At 42.5% G+C, this 25,728-nt stretch carries 17 protein-coding genes and 1 pseudogene; 1 reads left to right on the top strand and 17 read right to left on the bottom strand.

Annotation, left to right across the window (positions count from 1 at the left end; translation table 11 throughout):
• Positions 1-2: 2 nt before the first annotated feature.
• From QFZ80_RS07415 to garD, 5 genes are all read right to left on the bottom strand, one after another.
• Positions 3-1,598 (bottom strand): extracellular solute-binding protein, encoded by a 1,596-nt coding sequence (locus tag QFZ80_RS07415; RefSeq protein WP_307558124.1) that lies wholly within the window; start codon positions 1,596-1,598, stop codon positions 3-5.
• Positions 1,599-1,624: 26 nt separating this feature from the next.
• On the bottom strand, positions 1,625-2,503 hold the full coding sequence (locus QFZ80_RS07410; protein WP_307558122.1) for a carbohydrate ABC transporter permease: 879 nt from the start codon (positions 2,501-2,503) through the stop codon (positions 1,625-1,627).
• A 58-nt stretch (positions 2,504-2,561) separates the two neighbouring features.
• On the bottom strand, positions 2,562-3,422 hold the full coding sequence (locus tag QFZ80_RS07405; RefSeq protein WP_373460379.1) for an ABC transporter permease: 861 nt from the start codon (positions 3,420-3,422) through the stop codon (positions 2,562-2,564).
• A gap of 264 nt (positions 3,423-3,686) precedes the next feature.
• A complete protein-coding gene (locus QFZ80_RS07400) occupies positions 3,687-6,050 on the bottom strand; it encodes a helix-turn-helix domain-containing protein (protein ID WP_307558120.1) in 2,364 nt (787 codons plus the stop codon).
• Positions 6,051-6,332: 282 nt separating this feature from the next.
• Entirely contained in the window at positions 6,333-7,868 is a 1,536-nt protein-coding gene (gene garD, locus QFZ80_RS07395) for a galactarate dehydratase (RefSeq protein ID WP_307547831.1), read from the bottom strand.
• A 142-nt stretch (positions 7,869-8,010) separates the two neighbouring features.
• On the opposite strand from garD, the gene QFZ80_RS07390 reads away from it, so the two are divergent.
• On the top strand, positions 8,011-8,931 hold the full coding sequence (locus QFZ80_RS07390) for a LysR family transcriptional regulator (RefSeq protein ID WP_307547833.1): 921 nt from the start codon (positions 8,011-8,013) through the stop codon (positions 8,929-8,931).
• 18 nt (positions 8,932-8,949) lie between these two features.
• On the opposite strand, the pseudogene QFZ80_RS07385 reads toward QFZ80_RS07390, so the two are convergent.
• From QFZ80_RS07385 to QFZ80_RS07330, 12 genes and pseudogenes are all read right to left on the bottom strand, one after another.
• A pseudogene (locus QFZ80_RS07385) lies at positions 8,950-9,096 on the bottom strand (TetR-like C-terminal domain-containing protein); the annotation flags it as partial.
• 59 nt (positions 9,097-9,155) lie between these two features.
• Positions 9,156-10,274 carry a glycoside hydrolase family 88/105 protein gene (locus QFZ80_RS07380; protein WP_307558118.1) on the bottom strand — a complete coding sequence of 373 codons (1,119 nt, stop codon included), beginning with the start codon at positions 10,272-10,274 and terminating at the stop codon, positions 9,156-9,158.
• Positions 10,275-10,326: 52 nt separating this feature from the next.
• A complete protein-coding gene (locus QFZ80_RS07375) occupies positions 10,327-12,576 on the bottom strand; it encodes a helix-turn-helix transcriptional regulator (protein WP_307547837.1) in 2,250 nt (749 codons plus the stop codon).
• Between the two features lie 99 nt (positions 12,577-12,675).
• A complete protein-coding gene (locus QFZ80_RS07370) occupies positions 12,676-14,184 on the bottom strand; it encodes an extracellular solute-binding protein (RefSeq protein ID WP_307547839.1) in 1,509 nt (502 codons plus the stop codon).
• Between the two features lie 54 nt (positions 14,185-14,238).
• Positions 14,239-15,120 (bottom strand): carbohydrate ABC transporter permease, encoded by an 882-nt coding sequence (locus tag QFZ80_RS07365; protein WP_307547841.1) that lies wholly within the window; start codon positions 15,118-15,120, stop codon positions 14,239-14,241.
• Between the two features lie 22 nt (positions 15,121-15,142).
• Entirely contained in the window at positions 15,143-16,105 is a 963-nt protein-coding gene (locus QFZ80_RS07360; protein WP_307558116.1) for an ABC transporter permease, read from the bottom strand.
• Positions 16,106-16,513: 408 nt separating this feature from the next.
• The gene (locus QFZ80_RS07355; protein WP_307547846.1) at positions 16,514-17,317 is read right to left on the bottom strand and encodes a stalk domain-containing protein; all 804 of its coding nucleotides are present in this window, start codon (positions 17,315-17,317) and stop codon (positions 16,514-16,516) included.
• 846 nt (positions 17,318-18,163) lie between these two features.
• Positions 18,164-19,666 (bottom strand): glycoside hydrolase family 32 protein, encoded by a 1,503-nt coding sequence (locus tag QFZ80_RS07350; protein WP_307558114.1) that lies wholly within the window; start codon positions 19,664-19,666, stop codon positions 18,164-18,166.
• A 150-nt stretch (positions 19,667-19,816) separates the two neighbouring features.
• The gene (locus QFZ80_RS07345) at positions 19,817-21,283 is read right to left on the bottom strand and encodes a glycoside hydrolase family 68 protein (protein ID WP_307547850.1); all 1,467 of its coding nucleotides are present in this window, start codon (positions 21,281-21,283) and stop codon (positions 19,817-19,819) included.
• 170 nt (positions 21,284-21,453) lie between these two features.
• The gene (locus QFZ80_RS07340; protein WP_307547851.1) at positions 21,454-22,734 is read right to left on the bottom strand and encodes an ABC transporter substrate-binding protein; all 1,281 of its coding nucleotides are present in this window, start codon (positions 22,732-22,734) and stop codon (positions 21,454-21,456) included.
• On the bottom strand, positions 22,731-23,909 hold the full coding sequence (locus tag QFZ80_RS07335; protein WP_307547854.1) for a response regulator transcription factor: 1,179 nt from the start codon (positions 23,907-23,909) through the stop codon (positions 22,731-22,733). The genes QFZ80_RS07340 and QFZ80_RS07335 overlap by 4 nt, the downstream gene beginning before the upstream one ends.
• Positions 23,910-23,913: 4 nt before the next feature.
• Positions 23,914-25,695, bottom strand: a complete 1,782-nt coding sequence (locus QFZ80_RS07330; protein WP_307547856.1) for a sensor histidine kinase — start codon at positions 25,693-25,695, stop codon at positions 23,914-23,916.
• Positions 25,696-25,728: the final 33 nt, after the last annotated feature.

Here is a 25,728-nt window from a genome sequence, read left to right as displayed (position 1 = left end):
TTTTATCGTTTCAGGTATCGATCATAAGAGGCTTGTTGGATTTTCAAGACTGCATCTATACCCATTTTATCAATCTGTTTGACATAATCGTCAAACTTGCTGATCGGCTCCGAGCCAATAATGAACTTGTTCATCATCTCGTCTTTATAAGTCGTAATCTCTGTAAATTTGGAGTTAAGAACATCACGCTCCTGCTGCTTGAAGGACAAGGCAACCGGATACTTGGGTTTAATAAAAGGCGTAATCGAATCACGTATCTGAGCCAGCTTAGGTGAAACCATTGCGTTCTCGTAACGAATGTCCCATTGATAAGCAAACTCCCGGTGTCCAAGCTCATACATTTTGATCAGAGGTGCATTATTTTTATCCTTCATCACGAGATCCGTGTATTTCGGTTCATTATTTTCCATCGTATACGTTTCGCCGAGCTTACCGAAATTCATCGCCAGCTGTCCTTCGGGGCTGTAAAACCAATCCTGTATCTTGGCAATTTCGGTTTTAAATTTCGATTTAGAGCTGATGCCAAAACCGTTCTTGATCAGGTTTTGCTGACTTTTGGTAAAAGGAGCAATCCCTGATGGGCCTTGGAGCGGTGTCAAACCAGTTAAGTTGACCTTCGGATTGGCCTTGCCAACCAGCTTCTCGAGAGCCTCGAGTCGTGGGAATGAATCAAAGGTAGCACCCGATACTTCATTCGTGAATCTGGACTCCCAGATCTTTTGATCATTCGTTATATATTCCTTATCTATCAAGCCTTCCTTATACAGCCTGGCTGTATATTCAAGCGCATCCTTTAATTTGGCATCGGTGAACGTGTATTTCACCTGACCGTTATCCACATAAAAATCCTCTTCGAACGATACGCCAAATGGCTCAATGAATGGCAGCAATCCTTTGATTTTACTTCTTGTGGTGAAAGGAATTTCATCATTCTTGCCATTTCCATTCGGGTCTTTTTCTTTAAATGCCTTCAGTATCTGGTACATTTCTTCGGTTGTCTTCGGTGCCTTCAACCCGAGATTATCCAGCCAGTCCTGACGGAAGATTTGCAGATTGATCGTTTTGACGGCAGAGATCTGAGGGAAAAAGTAAATGTTTCCGTCATCGGATTTGATATCCTTCAAGATCGCTGGATTTTGCTCGATAATCTTTTTAAAATTGGGCATATTCTGCTCGATCAGCTTGTTCAACGGTTCAAATACGCCATTCTCCCCGCCTTTATTTAATAAATCCAGTGGTGCCTCCATAAGATCTGGCAGCGTACCGCCCGCCAGGGTCAAATTGAACTTTTCGATGTAATCGTTGACGTCTGCAGGTGCCTTCAGCCATTTGAAGTTGACGTTGGTTTTTTCGGAAATCGGCTTCATCCATAGTAGTTCATTGGACTCCACTGATTCAGGTCTCGGCCTCATATAGACACTAACCTCGATCTGCTTATCCAGGATCTTTCCATTCGCATTAACAGGCTTATTCGCCTCGCTTGCCTTGGCATCCGGAGTCGTTGCTGCCTTCTCTTGCCCGCCTGTTTGGCATCCGACCAATGTAACCGATATCAATATTACGCCGGTTATTCCTTTCATCCATCTTTCTTTTTTCATGTAGACGCCTCCTATAAATTTGTGTTTTAACCTTTAATAGATCCCATCATCGACCCTTGGACAAAGTATTTTTGAATGAAAGGATACACAATAAGAATGGGCAGTGTCGCTACAACCAAAGTCGAATACTTAATCGATTCGCTTAACAGGTTCTTGTCGTCAAAAACATCAACCAAAACCTGATCCGTCTGATTCTGAATCACGATCGCCCGAAGCAGGATTTGCACTGGAAACAGTTTCTCATCATTCAAATAAATCATAGCTGGGAAAAAGCTGTTCCATTCGTTAACTGCATAGAATAAGCCAATCGTCACCAAAGACGGAAGCGCCAACGGCAAAATAATTTTGAACAGTGTTTGTACCATCGAGCACCCGTCTATTTTGGCGGCGTCCTCCAGCTCGAGAGGAATTTGCTCAAAAAATGTTCGCTGGATAAATACATAAAAAGAAGTCACCGCCGCCGGAATGACGATGGCCCATATGGAATCCCGCATCCCGAGGGCATTCACGACGAGAAAGGTGGGAATTAATCCGCCTCCGAAGAGCATCGGAATCAGCACGATCGAGGTCATTAATTTACGGCCCGGCAAGTCCCGCCTAGACATCGGATAGGCGGCACATACCGTTAACACCAGGCTTATTGCCGTTCCAAGCGCCGTATATAGGATCGTATTCAAATAGGATCTTCCGAGCATCGGAAACTCAAGCACTCTTTTGTAAGCCTCTAATTGGAATCCCATCGGTATAATACCGATTCTCCCCTGCTGAATGTACAATTGCTCGCTCAATGAAGCGGACACGACATAAAGAAACGGGTACAAGGTCATAACGACAATTAACCCCAGAACCAATGCATTGATGCAACTGAACGCCAATCCTCCAAGCGTCATACGCCTGAAAACCATACCATTACCTCCTTAGCGCTTTCTATGTGGAAAGCCCGCTTCTTTATAGGCTTACAAATCACCACAAACTCGTTTCCGAGTACTTTCTGGCCAGTTTATTGGCGATTATGATCAGAAGCAGCCCCATGACCGATTGAAACAGTCCGACTGCAGATGCGAAGCTGTAGTTAGCATCCAATATTCCCCTCCGGTATACGTAGGTACCAATGACATCTGCAGTCAGATACGTATTCGGGTTGTACAATAGCACGATTAATTCGTAACCGATCTCCAGCATATGACCGATTTTCAGTAACAGCAAAATAATAATCGTTGGGGCGATACCCGGGAGCGTAATATGCCAGGTCTGATGCCAACGGTTCGCGCCATCCACTCTTGCAGCTTCATACAATTCCGTATTGATGCCCGTTAAAGCGGCAAAGTACAGGATTGCTGACCATCCGAGTGTTTTCCACAGATCCATAAAGGTAAAGATTCCCCAGAAATAATTCGGATCCAGTAAAAAATTCGTCCGTTCCATACCGAATTGCACTAAAATATTGTTGATTAATCCTACGCTGGGCGAAAGAAAGGTTACCGCCATACTCGCTACAATAACCGTCGATACAAAATGAGGCAAATAACTGATCGTTTGTACCATGCGTTTGATCAGCGAGTTCCGAACCTCATTTAATAAAAGGGCAAAAATAATCGGTGCAGGAAATACAAACACCAAGCTCAGAAGATTGATCATCAGTGTATTGCGCAGCAACCTACCAAAATAAACAGAGTTAAAAAAATCAATAAAATGCTTAAATCCAGCCCATTCACTCCCAAAAATCCCCTTGTAAATATTGTAGTCCATCATAGAGATCACGACGGCCATGACGACAGGTACATATCTGAAGATCAGGTAATAAATCAGAGGTGGCAGGAACATCAGATAGTACGGCAGGACTTTTTTGAAAGTGCTTCGTCTGCTTGATGTTTTCTTATATCCTACACTTATGGGTGACGGACTCGCAGCAGTTATAGTTTGCTTAGTCAATGGGAAAGACTCTCCTCTCAACGTTTCATGTACTTCGCTTGCCTACTCAATGTATCCCCTTACATGAGTTTCGTATATCGATAATTCTTTAGATACATCTACTTTTTTCATGATCATTGCAAAAACCGTCAGGAATCAGCTCCTGACGGTTAGTAATTAGAGGTCTTTCTTCGTATGTATTTGCCTGAATTGGCCCGGTGTAATCCCTTCATGCCGCTTGAACACCCGGATAAAGGTATTGGAATTGGTGAATCCTACCTTCTCGGAAATTTCAAAAACGGTATCCTGGGTTTGCTGCAGCCGGATTTTAGCTTGTTCAACCCGCCTTGTATTTATATAATCAACAAAATTCATACCCGTGACTTCTTTAAAAATACTGCTCAGATAAGAAGGCGATAATCCGATATTCTCCCCGAGAATCGTTAACGATAAGTCCAGATGATAATTTTTTTCCACATAATCTTTAATTTGATTGAATAAGGTATTATCCTGCCCCTGCTTCTTGTTTTGAATCCAGTCACTAATGCTCTGGAACATCCATTCAATAAACTCCTTCTTATCCTCCAAGCGTGATTGCTGATTGACCTCTTTATATAAATCAAAAGATTCGCTGAATATTTCCCCGGTCGTAGATAGGACTTCGTAAATCGTCCGGATTGCAGTGCCTACCAGAGCCTGAAACAGGTAAGTAATAATTTCCGGCGTTATATCCCCTTGCTTTAAATTATCCCCCCAAACTTTCTGCAAATGTTGATGCAAAGCCATATGGTTTCCGGTCTTCACACAGTTGATGATATGCTTCTCAACTTCTATCGAATAACTGAAGGAACTCTCGGGCAATTTGTTAACCTCATCAACAAAGATCACACTGCCTTCTCCCTTGACGATCTTGTACTGCAAAGCGGACAAAGCTTCTACATAAGATAGGGGCACCTCATCTACCGTGCTGTAAATATTGCCGATCCCCACCGTGAAAGTCCGGGAATGCTCCTGCTCGAAGAAGGAGATGACCTTTTGAATAAAGTCGTGAATCACCTCAGGCTTCGGATTGGGATGATCAAGATTTAACAGAGAAATGATTTTGTCATTGCGCTTGCGGATTGATCGTACACCCAGATGTACGTCGTCCAGCTCACTAACCATCCCATCCACGATTTCCAGAATATCCCGGTAACGCAGATTGATTTTATCCTCTAGAGAAAAGTCGACGGTTTCAAACACAATCACTTGATACGAATCGTAGTTGAACTCCAATTGAATTTCCTCTGCAAGCTGCTGCACGTTGGCCGACGATACTCTGCCATCAATGAGGTCATAGAGAAATTTTTGCTGAAGTGCCGGAAGGTTTTTTTCAAAAGAGCCCCTCAAGCTTTGATTCTCATAATACACATAATTAATGATTCGATCGATAAAGCCAAGTTCATCTTCCTTGGAATTATTGTCCTGGCTGGAGGGCGGAGTGCGGCCTAATACGTTAATATATCCGACAATTTTGTTGATGGGACGGTAAATTCGGTTGGTCAAAAAATAGGATATAATCAAGCCGACTATCAGACAAATAATAGCCGTTACAAATGTAAATTGACGGATCGCATTTGCCTTTTCCGTGATAAAAGCCGTCGGTACCACGCTGATATACGTCCACTCATTCACCTTCGATGAAGTAAACAAAATTTGATACGATTTACCTGCAATCGTCTGCTCCAGATAGCCTTTATCAGCACTGTTTCCTCTAACTTTCTCTGTAATGGCCCCTTTGACAGAATTAATCAATTCATCCTGATCGCTGCGAATTTTGCTGTTAAATACAACCTCTCCCTTGGTGTCCAACGCATAGATGAAGGCCGGATAAGGATCACTGACACCTTGAACCCTGTTGGAAAAATCATCCGTTTTGATATTCAGGTACAAAGCGCCCATAGGCTTGATTTCACTTAGAGGAACCGTCCGCGCAAATGTAATTACGGATGAGCTTATTCCATACGAGTTTGCTTGAAATCTGCCGATAGGATTAAGCCCATGGTGGTTTTGACTCGGACTTGTCCAATCTATGGACTGCCCGGTTTTGTAAATATCTTCATAATAATAATCAAGATTGTATTTGGATTCCTGATTCAATACGATCGGATAGCGGTAGAACTGGATCCATATATCCGAGATCAATGTATTCGCCTGCTTGACGCTTTTTAAATATTTAATAATATCAAGAAACAGCAATTGGTCAAGATCCCATGTGGTTTCCGATAAATACAGCGCCCGTCGGATCTGCGATTGAAGTGAAATCTGAAAGGACAAATTATCCAGGGAGGTCAATGTTTCATCAATGTTGTCTCTAGCCTGCTCGATATATGTATAGTTCGATTTCACTACTTCCTCAATGAGCAGAGAGGAGGATTGGGAATACGAAACATAACCAAATGCAAGAATAGCGATCAAAATGAAAATATTAAACAGAAACAACATTTTCACAAAGATACTCTTTTGTTTAAATACCTTTAAACTTTGCGGGATTAATTTCAAAGCGTATCCTCCTTTTGAACAGTACCAGGGATCCGGGCCATATTTATTTGAGGAGGGTATTATGAATCCTGTAGTCGGTATTGCATGATGTAAACGGTTGCAGAAAACTCTAATTTAACTCATTTCTTAATTTAATTGTATACTTTTTATTGTCTTGCGTGCGCATTTGTTTTTATTAAAATATAAAAGTGCCCTTCCGGACACTTTTATACTATATCCTTTTTCTGAGCCACCAGCCAGACCTTGAATCTAGAAGCCTTCCGGGCTAGATATGAACCCGGATCAGGTTACAGGCGCAGGGTTGAATAATGCCAAATCGTTGTATAGTCCCCAATGATCCGCCCATGCTTTCTTACGTCCGCTGGCGACATCCAGGATCAAGTGGAAGATTTCCCAGCCGATTTCCTCGATGGTTGCCTCTCCCGTTGCGATTCTCCCCGCATTCAGATCGATCAGATCATGCCATTGTTCCGCCAAAGAATTTCTTGTCGACACCTTAATCACCGGAGCAACAGCCAGACCGTAAGGCGTCCCTCTCCCCGTCGTGAACACCTGCAAGTTGATACCGGAGGCTAGTTGCAAAGTACCGCAAACAAAATCGCTAGCTGGCGTTGCAGCGAAAATAAGTCCTTTTTCGACAGCCCTTTCGCCAGGGGATAGGACCCCGACAATCGGGCTGGTGCCTGATTTCACAATCGATCCGAGCGACTTTTCAACCACATTGGCGAGACCGCCTTTTTTATTGCCGGGTGTTGGATTGGCGCTTCGGTCGGATTGACCATTCTGCAAATAATCGTCATACCATTTCATCTCACGAATCAAGGCCCGGCCGACTTCTTCGCTGGATGCTCGCGGTGTTAAGAGATGCACGGCATCCCTCACTTCTGTGACTTCGGAGAACATGACCGTCGCTCCGGCGCGTACTAACAAATCGGCGGCATAACCGACTGCCGGATTGGCCGTAACCCCTGAGAACGCATCGCTTCCACCGCATTGCAAACCGACGACCAAATCGGAAGCGGGGCAAGTGACGCGCTTTCGGCGATTTAATCGATCGAGCCGGACTTCCGCCATCTCCATGATCGATTTGACCATAGGAATAAATCCATGATGCTCCTGCAAGGATATGATCTTACCGGAGTCCCCTTCCGGCACCAAACGTTCAGGATTCAGCTTCTCGCAGCCCAATCCAACGACCATGAGTTCTCCGCCAAAGTTAGGGTTCTGGGCAAGATTTAGAATCGTGCGAATCGGAATAATTGCATCCGGCGCATTGATCGCAACCCCGCATCCATAAGTATGCGTTAATGCTACGACATCCTCGACATTCGGATATTTCGGAAGCAGCTCCGCTTTGATTCTCTTTACCGTATATTCCAGTACGCCGGCGACACATTGCACGCTGGTCGTAATCCCAAGAATATTTTTCGTTCCAACGCTGCCATTTACATTCCGGTAACCCTCAAACGTATAGCCCTCAAGAGGAGGCAACAATGCCGGCACGTTGCTAGCTATCGATAGTTCCTCTAACCTAGGCGGTGTCGGAAGCTGAACCAACGATTCGTCGATCCAACTGCCTTTTACAATCGGTTGAACGGCATACCCGATCATTTCTCCGTAACGCATGATCGCTTCGCCTTGATTGAGATCTTTTAGCGCCACCTTATGTCCTTGAGGAACATGATTCGTTAGCTCGAGCCCGCAAGAAAATACCGTTCCTTTAGGCAATCCGCCTTCATTGACAATAATCGCAACATTGTCATTGGGATGTACTTTAATATAAAGAGGAGTTTCATTCCGCGTTTGTTTCAAAGTCATGAGGGTGACCTCCATCCGGATAAGTTGCTTTTTACTTGTTATATATCCAAAAACATCGTAATCTGAATTTGTAATTAAGTAAAAGTGTAAATATTTAGATTTCTCTAAATAAATTTAAGAGTAAGGAGGCGATTTTTTTCGAATGGATTTAAAACAATTGGATTATATGATTAAAATAGCGGAAGAAAACAATATAACAAAAGCTGCGGAAAAACTGTTTATCACCCAATCGGCCTTAAACCAGCAGCTTTTAAGACTTGAGAAAGAACTTGGCACACAGCTTTTCGTACGCTCAAGAAGCAATTGGCACCTGACGCATGCCGGGAAAATTTATGTCGAGAACGCAAAAGAAATCGTACGCATAAAAAAAGAAACGTACAACCGGATTAACGATATGCTTGAGATAAAAGAAGGAAAATTGATTGTTGGATTAACTCCGGAGCGCGGTATTAAGATGTTTGCAGCTATATACCCTATTCTCTATAAAAAATATCCGAATGTAAAAATTGAGCCTATTGAAATGCCTGTCAAAAAACAACAATATGAAATCTCTCAAGGTAATCTTGATATTGGATTTTTAACTTTGCAAAACTCCCAAAAAACGAATGATCATTATATCCATATCTGTTCTGAAAAGATTATTTTAGGTGTTCCAAATGCTCATCCTCTTGCACATTTAGGAGGTAAGATTGGCGAACAACTCCCTGAAATAAGCTTAAAGCGTTTTGAAAACGACTCCTTTGCCATTATGCAAAAAGGTTCGACCCTTCGCGAAATCTATGATCATCTGATCAACGAAGAAAACATCAGTCCTGACATTTTGTTGGAAACCAGAAGCTGTCAAACCTTATTCAAAATGGTTGCGGAGGGCATCTGCTGCTCTATATTTCCGATTACGTACGCCAAGCCCAGCACGAACATCTCCTATTTTTCGATTAAACAAAATCCAGAGTGGGAAGTAGCAGCTAGTTATAAAAAAGGCAGCTACCTATGCAATGTAGCCCATGATCTAATACGAATTTCTACGGATTACTGGACAAAAAAAATGATGAACTACGGATAAAAAATTTAAGCATGATATTCATCTCCCTAAGACCCGATGCAGCAAAAAAAACGGTTTGGCTAAAAATTGTGGTGTATAAGGCATGTCGTTTCGGACCCAAGCCACAATCGTGCCGATCAAGGCTGCCGAACCGTACCATATCGCGATGTCTTTTTGAATTCCAGCATGATGCAGCGGCTTGCGGTTCAGGGCATTTTGAATGTCATTTGTGCCCATCAAGTGTATCAATCATGAACTTTTACATAGCCAAGCCGTTTAATCTCGTTATAGGCCATCAGCAGCGGAGCTACACCATGACCGTTATTGTCCACGATCTGTTCTGCAAAGAAATAGTACGCAAGACTCCCGTCTCGCATTTGACCGGTTTCCGGCTTTTTGCCAAGGCCGGCACTTCGGCAAATGCCCCCTAGTCGCACTTCACCGTCTTCTTCCCTAAGGTAACATGCAATCGTTCCGTTAAACGCCTGTATGCCGTATACGGCATACTCCTTTGGCACATATCCCAATCGAGCACCTTTCAGAATGGCATAAGCTAACATCAGCGTACCGCTGGCTTCGAGATAATTGCCCGGATGCTCCTGCTTATCCACAACCTGGTACCACATACCCTCGCTATGCTGGTACGGCAGCATGTCATCTATAAGTTCCTTGAGATAGGCTTTGAGGATGCCGGTATCCGCCGGCTCTCCTTCCAGCAGCTCCAGCACATCCACCAATGCCATCGCGAACCAGCCGACCGCACGCCCCCACACATTTGGTGATTGCCCTGTTGATTTATCGCACCAGAAAATGTTGCGACTCTCATCATAAGCGTGGCTATACAACCGCTTCTCTTTGTTATATATAGATTGGCGGACATTTTTGAACTGCTGCAGCGTATCGGAATAATCCTTCGCCTCTACAAATTGCTTCACGTACTGAACATAGAAAGGCTGCCCCATATACAATCCATCCAACCAAACCTGGAAGGGGTAGTTTTCTTTATGCCAGAACGAACCGGAACTCGTTCTCGGATAAGAAGCCAACTGCTGATACAACATATCCATGGTCGTTTTATATTTGGGATCCCGCTCTCTTTGGTATAGAGTAAACAAAATTCCAGCCATCCGGAATTGGTCGATATTATAACTGCTGATTTGGATTTCAGGGATATTGCCGTCCGAGTCAAACAGCTGATCCATATAGCTTTTTACAAAGTTATATTCTCTTTCACTACCGGTTTGCTCGTAGCTGTCCAAATACGCCTTTAAGATACAGCCCTCGATATAATGCCACCTTACTGAATACCAATTCTCGCTGGACATATATTCTGCTTTCAGTTTTTCTACCAATTCATAGGTCACAGGTACACCTCCATGATGGATAACGCGATTAGGTCAGTCACCGAGCTAGCAATTACTGTGATCTCGAAAGGGCATCTCGGTACTGGCCCGGTGTCATACCAGTAGCTTTGCGGAAGGTCCGGATAAATCCAGTGGAGTTGGTATAGTTAAGACGCTCCGCGATTTCCGTAATCTTCATATTGCTGTCCTTTAACCACACTTTCGCCATATTCATCCGGTAATTCGTCAAATAATCGATAAACGTTGTTCCAATCTCTTTCTTGAATACTCGGCTTAAATAGACAGGATGAAAACGGAATTGCGCAGCGCACGATTCCAAAGTAAGATCCTGATCGTATTTATCATGAATGAGCTCAACCATTTGGTGTGCAATATTGATATATTGCGAATCAATACGGCTCTGCAGGAAGGCAAGGGTGGGCGGGATCAGCTCCGTCTTAAACCACGTCATAATTTCCTCCGCCGTATTCAATTTCATGAATCGGATAATGACCGATTTGGCGCCGACTAATCCATCCAGCATGCCACCTTGCTGCCCAACAAGCCGATACATTTTGGCGATTAATTGAAGCATAAATATTTGAAAATCATTGAACGAAATGCTCTTCTCCAAAATCGCTGATGCATATTGGTTATAATACTCGTAAGCAGAAGCAGCATCGCCTGTTTTAAGCCCGTTCATCAAGCTCTCTTCAATGTGATTCCAAGAAGCACCAGTCTGAACGCTGTTCCGATGAACCGGTTCGATATCTTCATAGTTCAGGATGAGCTCATTTCCAAGACTAATTCTACGTTTCAGAGCCTCCAACGCTTCTGAGTAGGCATCCATCACATTCGTATACCTATGAAACGGCCGACTGATGCCGATACTGATTTTGAGTTGAAGCAGCTCGTGAACCTTTGACTTCATAAGCTCCGCCATTTGGTAGAAGTAGCCCTTGAGCTCATCCGGATCCTCCGAATCGCCTAACAGTATCGTTACCTGAGACTGATCCAGCAGCAAAGTACCCAAGATACGGTCATTAGAGATTAGCTCCCCAACGACATTATTGATCGCAAATAATAGCAGCTCCTTATCACTATCCAAGTATCGGGTGTCTTCAAGAGAATCAATTTGCAGGGCAAGCACTCCGAGAGCCTTTCCCTTTTCCCCAAAGCCGTAAGTCTCATACTTGTAGGAGAATTCACTCTCAGTGACCTGTCCCATTATCAACTTCAATAGGAAAAATTCCTTCACTTGCCCACTCTGAACCTGCAACTGCTGTTGAAGCTGCTTTCTCGTGCTGAACAAGGAAGAAAACCGCTCTTCGATTAAAGCGAATTCATCCCGCTTTTTTTTCCCTTTGGACTCTCCTCCCAACTGCTCCATCATCATAAATAGCCGATGGATCGGCCTATACATGCGGCTGGTTCCGTAGAAGGCGGCCAATGTGATTAGAATAAAAATAATCACGCAAGCATTTAAGGTGATGAATGCAATTTTCTTAGATTCCTTCGTAATTGCATCAATGGAAACGATAGAAACATAGGACCAGCCGTTATATGAGGAAACTTTATAGTTGACCCCCATATCGCCCGTTTCAAAGGACCCCTCCGGTTCTGTCGCGACATTCATCTTTTCCAGAATGGAAGACTGGATCCCTACAGGGCTGGAACTGGCCAAGAACGGCTCCCTGTTTCGATTAAGTACATAAATATTTCCTAATTGGGTGTTTTGGGCCAAATTGCTCAGTAACGCATCGTGCGACATGTCAATAATCAACAACGCTTTAGGAGTGGTCGTAGAGGCAATCATTGGAAGCTTGACGACCACCCGGATCTTATTTTCATCTAAGGAGGTACCGATATTAGCTAACCAAAATAAATTTTGCTGGCGCTTGGCATAATCGCTCAGTAAACCTCGATTTACAAAATCTTCGGTTGATGTAAAACCGAGATTGCTGATCATCCAGTCGTGCTCTAAGTTAATCAGCTGTGTGTCGGCCACACCCGCAATAGAATGAAGATTATATAAGCCTTTGGATAGATTATTGATCGTTTGAAAATCATCATTCTGTAAATCATGGTATATGAAATCGCTTACCAAAGGTGAATTGATATATTGTACGGCTCCCATTTCCACGTTCTTTAAGATTTGCTCCATTCGCATTTGGTTTTGTAGCAGGATCTGTACATTACCCTCATTAACCTTCTTCCCAATATCCTTTGAAGCAATATAGTAGGAGATGAGCCCGATGCAAACGACCGGAACTGCGCTCAACAGAAGAGAGAAGACAAGCATTCGATATAAGTATTTAGGCAACGGAAACCTCTCCTTTCTTCGCTTTCAAGGATTCGACATTACCATTATATCAAATGAATCTACGATGCCTATGCTTACAAATGCTAGAACTAGATCGTCTTACTTCTTCTGCTTCGAATACTCGGCCGTATATTCTTCAATCACCTTGTCACCGCCGGCTTTTCTCCATTTCTCTACTTCTGCTTGCCACCCTTCCTCGTCAATTTTCCCCATAATAAATTTGGTTTGGGCATCACGAATTAATGTATCCAATTCTCCACCCTTTTCAGAATAAGTCTTGGAGTTCATTGTTAACGCTACATTGGGCACCACATTCTTCAGGTTGTCAGCAATGACCTTCCAGCCTTTTGCCTGCAAATCCGATAATTTCAAAGGAAGACCCGTTCCGGTCACCTCAAACGAAGGCAGACTGTCACGATAAGGCTTAACCTCGAGATTAAATAGGGTCAAGTCTTTAAACTGCGCTTTTCCGTCATCGGTCTTCGTGAAATGCTTACCTTCAATCCCTCTGGTCAGAAGTGTCGACATCTCCGGGTCCATTAACTTATCGAAGAAGCCCAGCAGTCGCTTTAATTCCGCTTCTGACTTAACACTCGATTTCGGGAAGACGAAGAAGCCGTTATTGCCGGGCTCAGCCGGTACACGATTTCCGGATGGTCCCATATAAGGGGCAATATCAACTACGCCATTAGGTACAGCCTTCTTTAGGTTGTCTTGAGAGGTCGCACCTGCCGAGGCAACGGTATTGATCCGAATCCCAACCTTACCTGCATTCCATTTATTATCGGCATCAGCTGCCTGAACAACGGAAAAGTCCTGATTGATTAATTTTTCCTGATATAATCTGCGAAGCAGCTTCATGGAATCCAAATACGGTTTGGTCATAAATTCAGCTATCACCTTACCTCCTTCTAATCCCCATTTATTCGGCGCTCCCTGAGAAACTGCGAGTCGGGTCAGATAGGAGCTGCTAGCAACCGGGTCGTTATAGGACTTTTCAAGAAACATACCGTACGAATCGTTCTGCCCATTCTTATCAGGATCCTTCTCCGCGATGGTTTTCATGAGATTATACCAGTCGTCTAAAGTTACCGGAGTCTTTAGGCCAAGTCCATCAAACCAATCCTTCCGGTAAGTGATACCGGCACGGCCGATGTCCCGGTACAAGGGCAAACTATATAACTTTCCATCAACCTTTAAATTGTCATAATACATTGCGTTAGCGCCTGATAAGTTTTTATAATCCTTCAACAAAGGGCCGATCTCCCAAAACAAGCCGGATTGGATCGCGCTAAGCGTAGTGGCGTTTGACGTAATTTTAAATGCTTTGGGCATCTCATTAGAAGCAATCATGATATTTTTCTTATCTTCGAAAGCAGCGGATGGAATCCATTGAAAATCAATTTTCGAATTCGTGTATTTCTCGATAGCCTGCTCTACTTCACTGCCTTTTTTCGGAGCCTCCCCGATTTGAGGCGTAGCAATAGTAACTTGAAGCGGCGTATTGTCCTGTTGTGCAGTTGGCGAACTCTTCTCGCCTGCGCACCCCGCTAAAGCACTTACAGTCGTCAGCAATGAAACCAAAGTGATAAAACGCTTACTTACCATACATAACCCCTCCTGAATGTTTGTTTATGTAAACGGTTACTCTTTGAAATAGAGTTATCCTTTTACCGATCCTAATAGTACACCCTTGGCAAAATGCTTCTGTAAGAACGGGTAGACGAGAACAATCGGGACGGTCGCAACTACAATAGAAGCCATTCGAATGGTCTGCGGTAAATAGTCGGTTGGATCTTGCTGTGATGTGGTGTTCCCGATTTGATCCTGAGATAACAAAACAATTTGTCTCAAAATAACCTGGACCGGAAACTTCTCAGCATCGTTCATGTACATCACCGCATTAAAGAATGTATTCCAATGTCCTACAGCATAGAAAAGTCCAAAGGTAGCCATCGCCGGCATCGATAATGGCAAAACAATACGAAACAAAATCCCTAAATCATTACAGCCATCAATCTTCGCTGAATCTACCAAGCTGTCGGGAATTTGCTGAAAAAAGTTCTTGAGAACGATCAAATTAAATGCGCTGATAGCGGTCGGAATCATCAGGGACCAATACGTGTTTATCATACCAAAAGCTTTGACTACAAAGTAGGTCGGGATCAAACCTCCGCTGAACAACATCGTAATCAAAACCATGAGAAGAATGGTCCGGCGCCCTCGTAAGGTCGCTTTGGCCAAAGGGTAAGCGGTAAACGAGGTCAACAGTAGGTTGATCAACGTTCCGAGCACCGTAATATAAATCGAGATAAGAATACTCCGAACCATCGTATCGGTTGAAAAGATGTATTTATACGCCCCAAAGGTAAACTTCGAAGGAAATAAGAGCAACCCGCCTTTAGCCACCTCCTCTGGGGAAGCAAAAGACATGGAAACGATATATACGAAGGGAATGATTGTGATTAGTGATACAAGGGTCAACAACGAATAGTTTACCGTATTAAATAGCCGATTGCTCCAATTCTTATCTTCTGCTAGCATATTGACAGCCTCCTGACTCTTTTTAATACACGCCTTCTTCGCCGAATTTTTTCGCTATCCAATTGGACCCGAGTACTAGGACAAGCCCTACCAGAGATTTAAACATCCCTACCGCGGCACTATAGCTGTATTGTCCTTGCGTCAAGCCTTTCATATATACAAAAGTATCAAACACTTCCCCGACTTCTCGGTTCATGGAGTTAAGCATCAGGAAGATGTGCTCGAAACCCGTGTCCAAAAAACTACCCAAGCGTAGAATAAACAAGATGACGATCGTACTACGAATAGCAGGTAGCGTAATATGCCACAACTGGCGCCAACGCCCAGCTCCATCCATGCGAGCCGCTTCATATAACTGAAGATCAACTCCGGACAACGCCGCGAGGAAAATAATGGTTCCCCAACCTGCCTCTTTCCAGATCGACTGGCTGATGATCATCGGTCTGAACCAATCCTCACTTAGCAAAAATGGAATTTTCTCAATACCAATTTTTTGGATCAATTCGTTTACAACTCCACCTTCAGTTGTAAATAATACATAGAATATGCCAACCGCTACTACCCATGAAACAAAGTGGGGCAAATACAATAACGTCTGAGCAAAGCGCTTGAATATCCCAATACGAACTTCATTCAACATAAGCGCTAGTACGATAGGCAGCGGGAAGAAAAACACCAAATTATAAATCGCTAACAAAATGGTATTACGGAATAGCATCCAAAACTGAGGCTCTGAAAAAAAACGTTCGAAATGCTTCATCCCTACCCAAGGACTATTCATAAAACCTAGATGCGGTTTATAGTCCTCAAAAGCCATGAGTAAGCCAAACATAGGAACATATTTAAAAATAATAAAATACAAAACGCCTGGTAACAAGATTACATACAACCATCGATCCCTGACAATATCCCTTATAAATAAAGACTCTTTAAAGAAACGGTAATTGTGCCTTAGTTGTAATTGAGCTTCATAATGTTCCTTCATCCGTCGTCCCCCTGACTGAATTCATGTGTGCATCGATCACAATTCAAATCATAAGTTTCGCGGCTACAACTGGCAATAGTACTGATCGAACCATCTAAATTCTCAGTAACATTGCCGCTTTTAAGATAAATTGAACTCAAGTTACCATTCTTTTCATTAACATCGTACTATCTTAACCATCCCTTTATTAAATCGAAAAGCCCTTACCTTAGTCGCCTTGATGATTAAATGATGGTTCCAGCATAACGAATCAATGAGAATTCCCATTATTAACGAAAAAATCCGCTCCTTTTGGTGGGCGGATTTCAATGCTGTATTGCGAACATCCGGCTCTCTCGAAGGATCAGAGCCGGATGTTTTCATGTTCATATTATTTGACATAATCTACAGTATACGTCCAAGGATGTGTTAGATCCCTTCTCCACGATAAGCACCAGCATAGAGGATATTTGTAAGTTTGTAGGTATTCCCTTCTTGGTAAAAATAGAAATCAATCGAAAAATGACCATAGTATCCTTTACCGGAGACGACCCGATAGTTAAGCAGAATCCCATGTTCCTTACTGTATCCTGAAGCTTCGTCAGGGAATGCTCCACCCTTCAACAGTTCCAAACCTTCTGCTGTCAGACCGTTCAGCGTCTCCTTATCGTATTTACTGCGATACGTATCTACTTTTTCGCTGGCTTGTGCGTAGGCAACATCAGGGCTATCGAGTTCGGTCAAAGAATAATAATACTTGTAAATGAACGCTTTCAAATCTTTCTTCTCCCCGCTGCGAATCGCATTCAAATACGCGGTAATTCCTTCCTTTGCAACAGGTTTAAAGTCTTCAAACATCGAAGGCGCTCCGTATTCAGAGGGAAATGTATTCCGAACACCTTCCGATTCATGCGGCGAAGATGCGCTGCCTGCACTGGGATTTGCAGTGGATACCTTAATGGCTTGCTCATCCTGCTCCCATGTAACCATCGCGCCCAACGCTTCCGCAAGTGGCTTGACCGGTACATAAGAGCGACCTTCGTAAATGATCGGGACCATTTGCTCCGCCCCGTCCTGAAGGTCGACTGTGCTGCCGTCGACCTGTATCGTGATTTTACTGTTCTGATAAGCTTTGATCTCTTTGATGTAATCGTCCGCAAAAGCACCGCATGCAAACGCGATAAGGAAAATTATGAACATGCACGTCATTGTTACTGCTTTTTTGCGTTTCATCCTACCACTCCTTCATGAATTGATTTCCATAAATATGGTAATCTACAAACCGCAATGAAACAATACAATTGAATAAGATCGCCCTGATCGGACATAATACTTTTCGACGGTGAAAACAGCGAGGTGTAGTGTCGCAGAAATTTCAAAGATAAAACACCAGGGAAGTTGTTATTGAATCGATATTGAAGCGAGGCGATGTGCCGTGGGCTCATTAATGTAGTCATGTACTGCAATAGTGTGTTAGGTAAAGACCGAGCCAAGTAAGGTTCAAGGCAAAAGTACCATCAATTTATTCACCGTCGAAGAGGACTCCGAAAGGGGTCCTTTTTCTATTAAGCAGAAGCAATTAAACCATCTATTTTTGTAGCACGGTCGATTTTTTCCGTGTGAACATTAGTATCAAAATATTTACTGGAGGGTAATATGACATCAACAAACATGACACATACATTACATAAATTGTACAACAAAGAATTATTCCCCCCATTAAACCTAAAAATAAGTAATGTTGTTGCAAGTTTTCTGTGTTTATAGTAGGATATATGTAATGAAACATAACATAATACAATGCAACTTCACAAATAATAGGTAGAGGATGGTTGTTACATATGACAAATCTTATTAAAGCTATTCCGCTGTTTATCGCCGTCATCTTTAATTTCAAACTTGAATCGAATGAGAACTGGACATGTTCCTGGTAATAAAATAAAGCTACTGAAGTGAAATCAGTGAAGCCCGTCAGCTAAGTTAAATCCAGAGCGGCAAAAGCCCGCACTGGAATAATACAAAGATCTACCCCTTTTTCGAGGAGGCGGATCTTTGTTTTTTTTAAATATCTTGATTTTTTTATTTAATAATGTTGAAGTGCTTGATTACAACATTTTCAAAGATCGCGGTGCCGCCTTCAGAAAAAAGGGTAATAGCTTTATCGTTTATTTCCGGGAACATTTCATTGGATAAAACGATTTTGCCATCATCTATAAAAACTTCAATGCTTGTTTTATCAACAAGGATCTTCAAGTGAACATTCTTCTTTTTTACATCAAATGGCGCTCTGCTTTCAAGATATCTTTTACTCTTGTCGGGTTGTCCTGTAAAAGCTCTATTGACATAAGAGTATTGACCTTCTACAAAAACTCCGACATCTACATGGCGGGTTTTATTTGTTGATTCTCGAAGCCTTAATCCTACATTATTGATCTCCGACCAAGATATATCGGTGTCAAGCTGGTACGTATCGCCTGTTACCTGAAGTGTTGTAGAGCCATTAACTTTTATTTGTTTAACGGTATCCGTTGAACTTGTCAATTGATTTAATGCTTCAATTGGTTGGGATACCAAATGATACTTACGATCCCCTTCTTGTTTTAATTTAATTTGACGAACAATTGAATCCGTTCCGTTAAAACCTTCTTTCAGCGTTGGCGTATTATGGGGGTAATCCCAATTATTCATCCAGGCCAGAGCATAACGAAGATTGTATTTATCACTGTCTTTCCCCTCTTCAAACGTTACAGCACCATACCAATCAAAGCCATAATCTAACCACTGAGGTTCATTGTGATCCGGGAAAAATGCCTTTCCATTAAAGTTTCCAGTCCAGTAGGCATAGGTGTTGGGTTTTCCTATCGATTTACCATTTGCGCTGGCACCAAGAACCCATTTAAAAGTGCCGTCATTCGCTTGCATTAAATAAAGATCAGGGCACTCTACAATTCCGATATTCTCCGTAAAGAAGCTGCTTGTATAGTGCCAATCTTTTAAATTGTGAGACTCGTAAAAACCTATTTTGGTTCCTTCCGCCATGGCCATCACCCACTTATGAGTTTGGTGATCCCAAATAACTTTCGGATCTCTAAAATTTGCTGTGCCCGGATTCGGCAGAATAGGATTGTCATGATAAGATTTAAACGTTTTTCCTTTGTTCGTACTGTACCATAAATATTGTTCCTGCTTCCCGCCATCTGCAGAGGGCTGTGTTACAATCGCCACAACAGCCTCTTTTCCAAAACCTGCCGTATTTTTATCGTCCACAACGACGGATCCCGTCCATGGATCACCATTTTGATTCGTATATTTGGGAATGGCCACCCCTTCATCTTTCCAATGCACCAAATCCGTTGATACTGCATGACGCCATTCCGTACCGTTTCCATTCGGATAATCACGATTATAGAGATAATAATAATGATATTTTCCATCCAAGTAAATCGGCCTCTGAGGGTCGTTTTTCCATTTGTCTGGCGAAGTGAAATGATAGCTAGCCCGAGAGGTTGGCTTAAAATGAGAAACGTTAGTTTCCTTCTTCTTGTTCTTTCTTGCGTCATAAGCTTCTAACTCTATCGTCATCAAACAGCTTAAACAAATGATGAATACAACGATTCGTTTAACTGTTGCGATAAGAATCCCTCCATTCTACTTTACCTATTTACCCCATTTCAAAAAAAGAAAACGCCAATTTAAATTGGCATTTTCTTTTTTTGTTATTTAGGAGGCTTGTTATTTGTTAATCGTTAATTGCCCTTGTTCCAGAATGCTGTTTTTCACAACTGAAGTCTTGGAACCTTTAATGTTCATTAAGAAGCTTGGTGCAAAAGTAGAATGATGATCTTCAAAGTAACCTCTATTAGTCATGTAACTTGTGATGACGACATTATCCCCTTTCACTTGTGGGATCGCAAAGTGAGCATAATTCCAGGTAATATCATATGGATTAAGATCTTGATGAAGGACAAGTCCTGTGTCGTTCAATGGTTTGTACGTTCCGTTTAAAGAATCTGATACGTACCCCAACATGTAAATGTCTTCTTTATCGATTCCATCAATGAACATTTTAGATCCTCTAGAACTTGTGAACAAATACCATTTCCCATTCAGTTTAAATACGTTAGCACGTTCAATCTCATCTGTTACGGTATTGGATGCAATCAGCGGCTTCATTTCTTTTTTGAACGAATAATCGTCATTTAATTCAATGATACCGAGTGCACCATTCGCAATTTCCATAACTGGTTTGACAGGGCTTTGCAGCAATTTGTTTTTCTCAGCCTGGAAGAAGACATTGCTTCCGCCATAGTAAGCTTTATTAAACAGGGATCCTTCTCCTTGGTAACCCGTTTCTGTCCCGGTATTCGCTTCAAAAACAAGGTATTTACGGCCGTTCTCCTCTACATAGTGAGGATCTCTTAAGGTATGATTATCGTTATAGTCTCCCTTACTGAAACCGGTGCTATCAACGCTTTGATAAGTCTTCCCGTCGTTGCCGTCATAGATCGATTTGAAATCTTCTACGCCATCCACTTTCAGCGTATCGTCATTCGGTTGAGACACATTGATTTGAGCCGTTGTTAACGTTTGCTTCCCGTAAAATCCCCGATCCGAATCCCAAGGGTGACGATTGGTATAGAATAAGCGAACTTTGCCATCGGAGGTCATAGTTGCGGAACCCGACCATTCTTCGGCTTGATTGTTTAGAATCGAATCATTCGGTACGAATTTGTCACTATCCTTAAATACCCGGCCGGCATTCTTCCAGCTGTTAAGGGATGTATCTCCTTCTTTCTTATAGAACAAGTAAATAAACGTGTCCGATCCTCTTTTAGGATCTCCCGCCAAACCAAAAACGATTTGGTAGCCCTTATAGTTTGCCACGGTTCCATCCGAATTTTGCAACGGCCAAGTATCCCAAACATCCATTTCAATTTTGTTGCCATTCTCATCGTACTTGATTGCGGATGGAATGTTCTTAATCGTTGAAGCATCAAATTGAGGAACTTTGAATTGTTCACTCTTCTGTTGTTCAGGTAATTTCAACATGTCAGCGCGTGTAATATGGGAAAAACCATAGCTATCATTATGATCCCTGCTGTCTATCTCTTTTGCAAATGCTTGAGCTCCGCCTCCTACTAGTAATACGGTGGTGAAGGTTACTGCTGTTGCTTGTTTGATAATTTTTTTGAAATTCATAATCTAACTCCTTCTCTACTTCATATTTGGTTTCCTCAAAATAAGATCTAAAATCACGATAATGGTCTACCTCTCTCCCCCTTGTTCTGTTCTCTCTTTATATTTTAATGAGGACGAATCGTTATGGACATGTTGTAAATTGATGTATCTACGGGCTTATATTGATTCAACTATTGCTTCTCAGCCTTTTCCCATGACTTTTGGAGCTCCTGAAGCAATTGATCGCGGTTAAACTGGTTGCCTACATAAGCTTGCATGATATAGCCAAACTCCTCTCTTGCCCTCGGAGGAAATTTAAACCAATTCCAGGACAACGTTTTCTTCTCATCGGTGTAACGAATAATATCATCCACGAGCGCTCCTGAACGATCAGTTTCTATGTTTTTAAACGCTGAAATAAAATGGAATTGTTCCTTCATAAACTTTTTTCCTTGTTCCGAAGAAACCATCCAGTTTAAGAATTTCTTTGCTTCTTTCTTTTTTTCCGGCGAAGATTCTTTATTTACAGCCCAGTTATTGGATACGCCTATCGGCAAGGCATCGTTTCCGGCATCATCATTAATCGGCATGGGTAAAAAACCGATGTTCATATTCGGTGTTATTTGATTTATCTTGGATTGAACCCAATTTCCTTGTTTCAGGATCGCCGCTTTACCTGTTGCAAACAACTCAACTTCCGTATTATAGTCTGTCGTCAGAAAATCTTTATTGCCGTATTGAACGGTCAAATCCACCATCCGAATGAGATCCTCAAACTTTTTGTTACCTACGATGGTGTGTGTCCCTTCGTTTAGTCCATGAATAAAAGCGTCCGAATCGTCCTGTTGAGCGAAAGCAATATTGAGCAGCAGAACGAAGAACCAACTATCCGAATACCCGGCTGCAAATGGGGTAATTCCTGCGGAATGCAGCTTTTCCGCCGCTGCCTTTAATCCGGTAAAGGATTTTGGCAGGGTATCGATCCCAGCCTTTGCGAATAAATCCTTGTTATAGATAAAGCCATAACCTTCAAAATTGAAAGGCATCCCGTATATGTTCCCATCCATCTTCATTGGCTCAAGCGCCTCATCATAAGCATATTTCACCCACGGCTGATCGGACAAATCCTCCAGGTACCTTTTCCAGACTACCGCTTCTTCATAACCACCATTAGGAAAAATATCAGGACCTTTGTTTGCCGCAAATCTTGCTTTCAATTCGTTAAGGTAGTTCGCTCCTCCGCCAAAGGTTAAAACATTCATTTTAACGTTCGGATTTTCTTTCTCGTATTCCCTTACCATCTGCTCGAACTGAATGGCAATTTCCACTTTGGGATTAAGCACCTCCAAAGTGATTATCTGATCCATCGTTTTAGTAACCGATTCCTCCATCGGACGATTATCCGTTCCGCATGCAGAAAGCGATAGGGTAACCAAGCCGACTAAAATAAATGGAATAACCTTTATTTTCATGATTTCCCCCTCTTTATATTTTCCTCTGCATTCCGATATTCAAGTGGCGTCATGCCAACGTTTTTTTTGAACAGCCTCGAGAAGTAATTCTCATCCTGGTATCCGAGCTTTAGTGCAATCGAGTACATCTTCTCATCCGTTTCACTTAACCACCGTTTGGCTTGATTAATTCGTAATTGAATGACGTAGCTGGACAGGGTCATCCCTATTTCCTGCTTGAATCGCCGCGAGATATGTTCACGACTTAGGAAGAACCGGGACGACAGTTTGTCCAAACTTAACTCTTCCATATAATACTCATTTACAAAAGCGACAATGTCATGCATGCGCTTTGCATCATCCAAATCCGCCAAACGGTGTATGGCTCTGAAGTTTTGCTCGGCCATTGCCCTTTTTGCATATTGAAAAGATTGCGGGAGCTCTTCCAACGATTCAATTGGAGGGCTGCTCACCAGACGAACGGGAATATCAAAGTGCTGGGTAATCCATTCCTCTATTGGGAAGAACCGGCCGTGAACAGAAAGGATCACACAAACATTAGGGTCGTTCTGAAGGGCAAAGGCATTCCCCCACTCCCGTATAACCAGTTCATCGGTCAAAAGCTGAAGATAGGGATCCGAGTGGTGGGCATGGTAAAAATACATCATCGTAAGATCGTATGCATCCGCTTGTGGGAGAGACAAGGCAATTTCGTCGGAATCAAAAAGTTCACCGTTACTAGCAGAGGTAATCTCCCTATTTAAGCGAAACATCTTAACCTCTTCATAGAAACCCGACTCCATATTGCGGCGTTCTTCCTCTCCATTTTTCCAGGCCTTTACCGCTCCCGCCAAGGTTTCATTCAGCATTTCATTTTCGATCGGCTTCATCAAATAATCAAAGCATCCGTGTTTGAACGCTTTTCGCATGAAAGAATAGTCGTCAAACCCTGAAATCATAATCACTTTTCCCGGATAGGAGTTGGCATCCAACCACTCAATCAACTCAATCCCGTTATTTTTGGGCATTTTCACGTCTGTCATGATGATTTCTGGACATTCCTGATCAATCAGAACTTTAGCCTCTAAACCATTTCTAGCTTCCAAAACTTCGGTAATCCCGTGTTGTTCCCACTTTCCCAAAAAACGAATAATTTTTCTTACATTGTTCTCATCATCTACGATAAGAGCTTTCATAACGTTACTCCTCCTTTAAGTAGAGTGGAATCACCAGCCGCACAGAGAACCCTTGTCCCTGCATCGAATCCAGTTCAATTCCCGCTGTCTGATCATAATGAAGAACCAAGCGATCATGAATGTTTTTCAAGCCGATATGCTCAAGCGAATAGTTCCCTTCGTTAACCGGCGTGTAGATTTTGTTTTTTAATGACAATAGCTCATCATCCGTCATACTTCTTCCGTTACTTTCCACGACTAGATTCAAATATTCACCTTGTATTTCACCGTAAATATGCAAGTAGGGTTGATCGTAACCTTCGTCATAACAGTGTTTAAAGAAGTTTTCAACGAGTGGCTGCAAAATCATACTCGGAACCGGAATAGGAAGAATGACCTTGGGTAAATCGATGGAATAGCTAAAATCGGTTTGAAAACGCTCCTCTTGAAGGTTCAAATACGCCCTTACATAATCCGCTTCACTCCGAACCGTCGCCTTTTGATCCACACGAATGGAGTACCGCATCATTTTGGATAAGGAGGTTATCAGTTGGTATACTCTTGGAGATTCGGAAAGCAAGGCGACCGCAGCAATGGATTGTAGAGAGTTGAATAAAAAGTGCGGATTGATCTGAGACTTTAGCGCCCTATGTTGGTTCTTCCTGTTCTCTATCTCTAGCTTGTACTCTTGATCGATGTGACGATTGATCCGGTTCATCATATCCATGATATGTCTTTCCAGACTGCCGATTTCGTCCTCCCTTTTATCGTCAAACTCGGCATTCATATTCCCTCCTTCAATGCTCAGCACTTTTCGGCTAAGCAGCTTTATTGGACGTGTAACCTTGTATGAAATAATGGCTACCATTAACAAGCCAAGAACGACCACGATTACACCCACGATGATGTTCGTGTAGGCAGTTTTCCTCACATTTTCAAATAAAAATTTGCTTGAGGTTATTTTAGCAAAGTGCCACTCATTTATCGGTTCCGGTAACGTTCTGGAAAAGACAATATCGCCATCTGGAGATTGTGCGCCTGCGGCCGACGTATTGATTCGCTTTTGCAATTCGGCCGGAACGGCCTTGCCTATCAGGGCTTCATCGCTTGCATAGATGACATAGCCGTCCGAATCAGAAAGCAATACGGATTCTTTATTTTTTCGAAGAAAATGATTAGAAATGCGAGCGATCTTGTCCAAATCAATATCTATCGTGATGATACCGAGAAATTCTTTCGATAGGGCATCCAAGATTTTGTGATGAACCGTCAAAACCATCGATTTGTCCGATGGGGGCATGAACGAGGAATTGTTATAATTCTCGATCTGATGAGGCGGTTCGATCAGATAGCTCATTTTAGAGTTTATCAGCTTCTGAATAGAAGCTTGCTTCAATAATTCCGGCTTCCGCTTACGGGAACTTAACATGGCATTATAAACGGTAAACGAGCTATTTCCTTCGTCGATGTAAAACCGAATCTGCCGAATCTCGCTCCTCATCAGATAAAAGGTTGTCATGCCTTTATAGATTTCAAGCTGGTTGAAATAAAGAGAACTTTCAAAGCCTTGTTCAAAAACCCTGAACAAGTCTGGATTTCGATATAAAATATAAGGAAGATTAACGATGTCATCAAAATATTGCTCCAGATCTTCGGACACCTGTTGCATTTGCTCGCGGCTGTTCTCAAGTTCATGCCGTTCCACATTCTCTTTCGTTTGCCGATAGATCAATAGCACGGACAGAAAATACGGAAGGATTATAAAAACAAGCAGCAAGATTAATAAGCGTTTTTGAATGCTTTTCACAAAAATTGCTCCTTTTATTAAGAATCTCCTTGC

It is taken from the genome of Paenibacillus sp. V4I7, assembly GCF_030817275.1.
Taxonomy (GTDB): Bacteria; Bacillota; Bacilli; order Paenibacillales; family NBRC-103111; genus Paenibacillus_E.
This window is presented reverse-complemented; position numbering and strand designations above follow the sequence as displayed.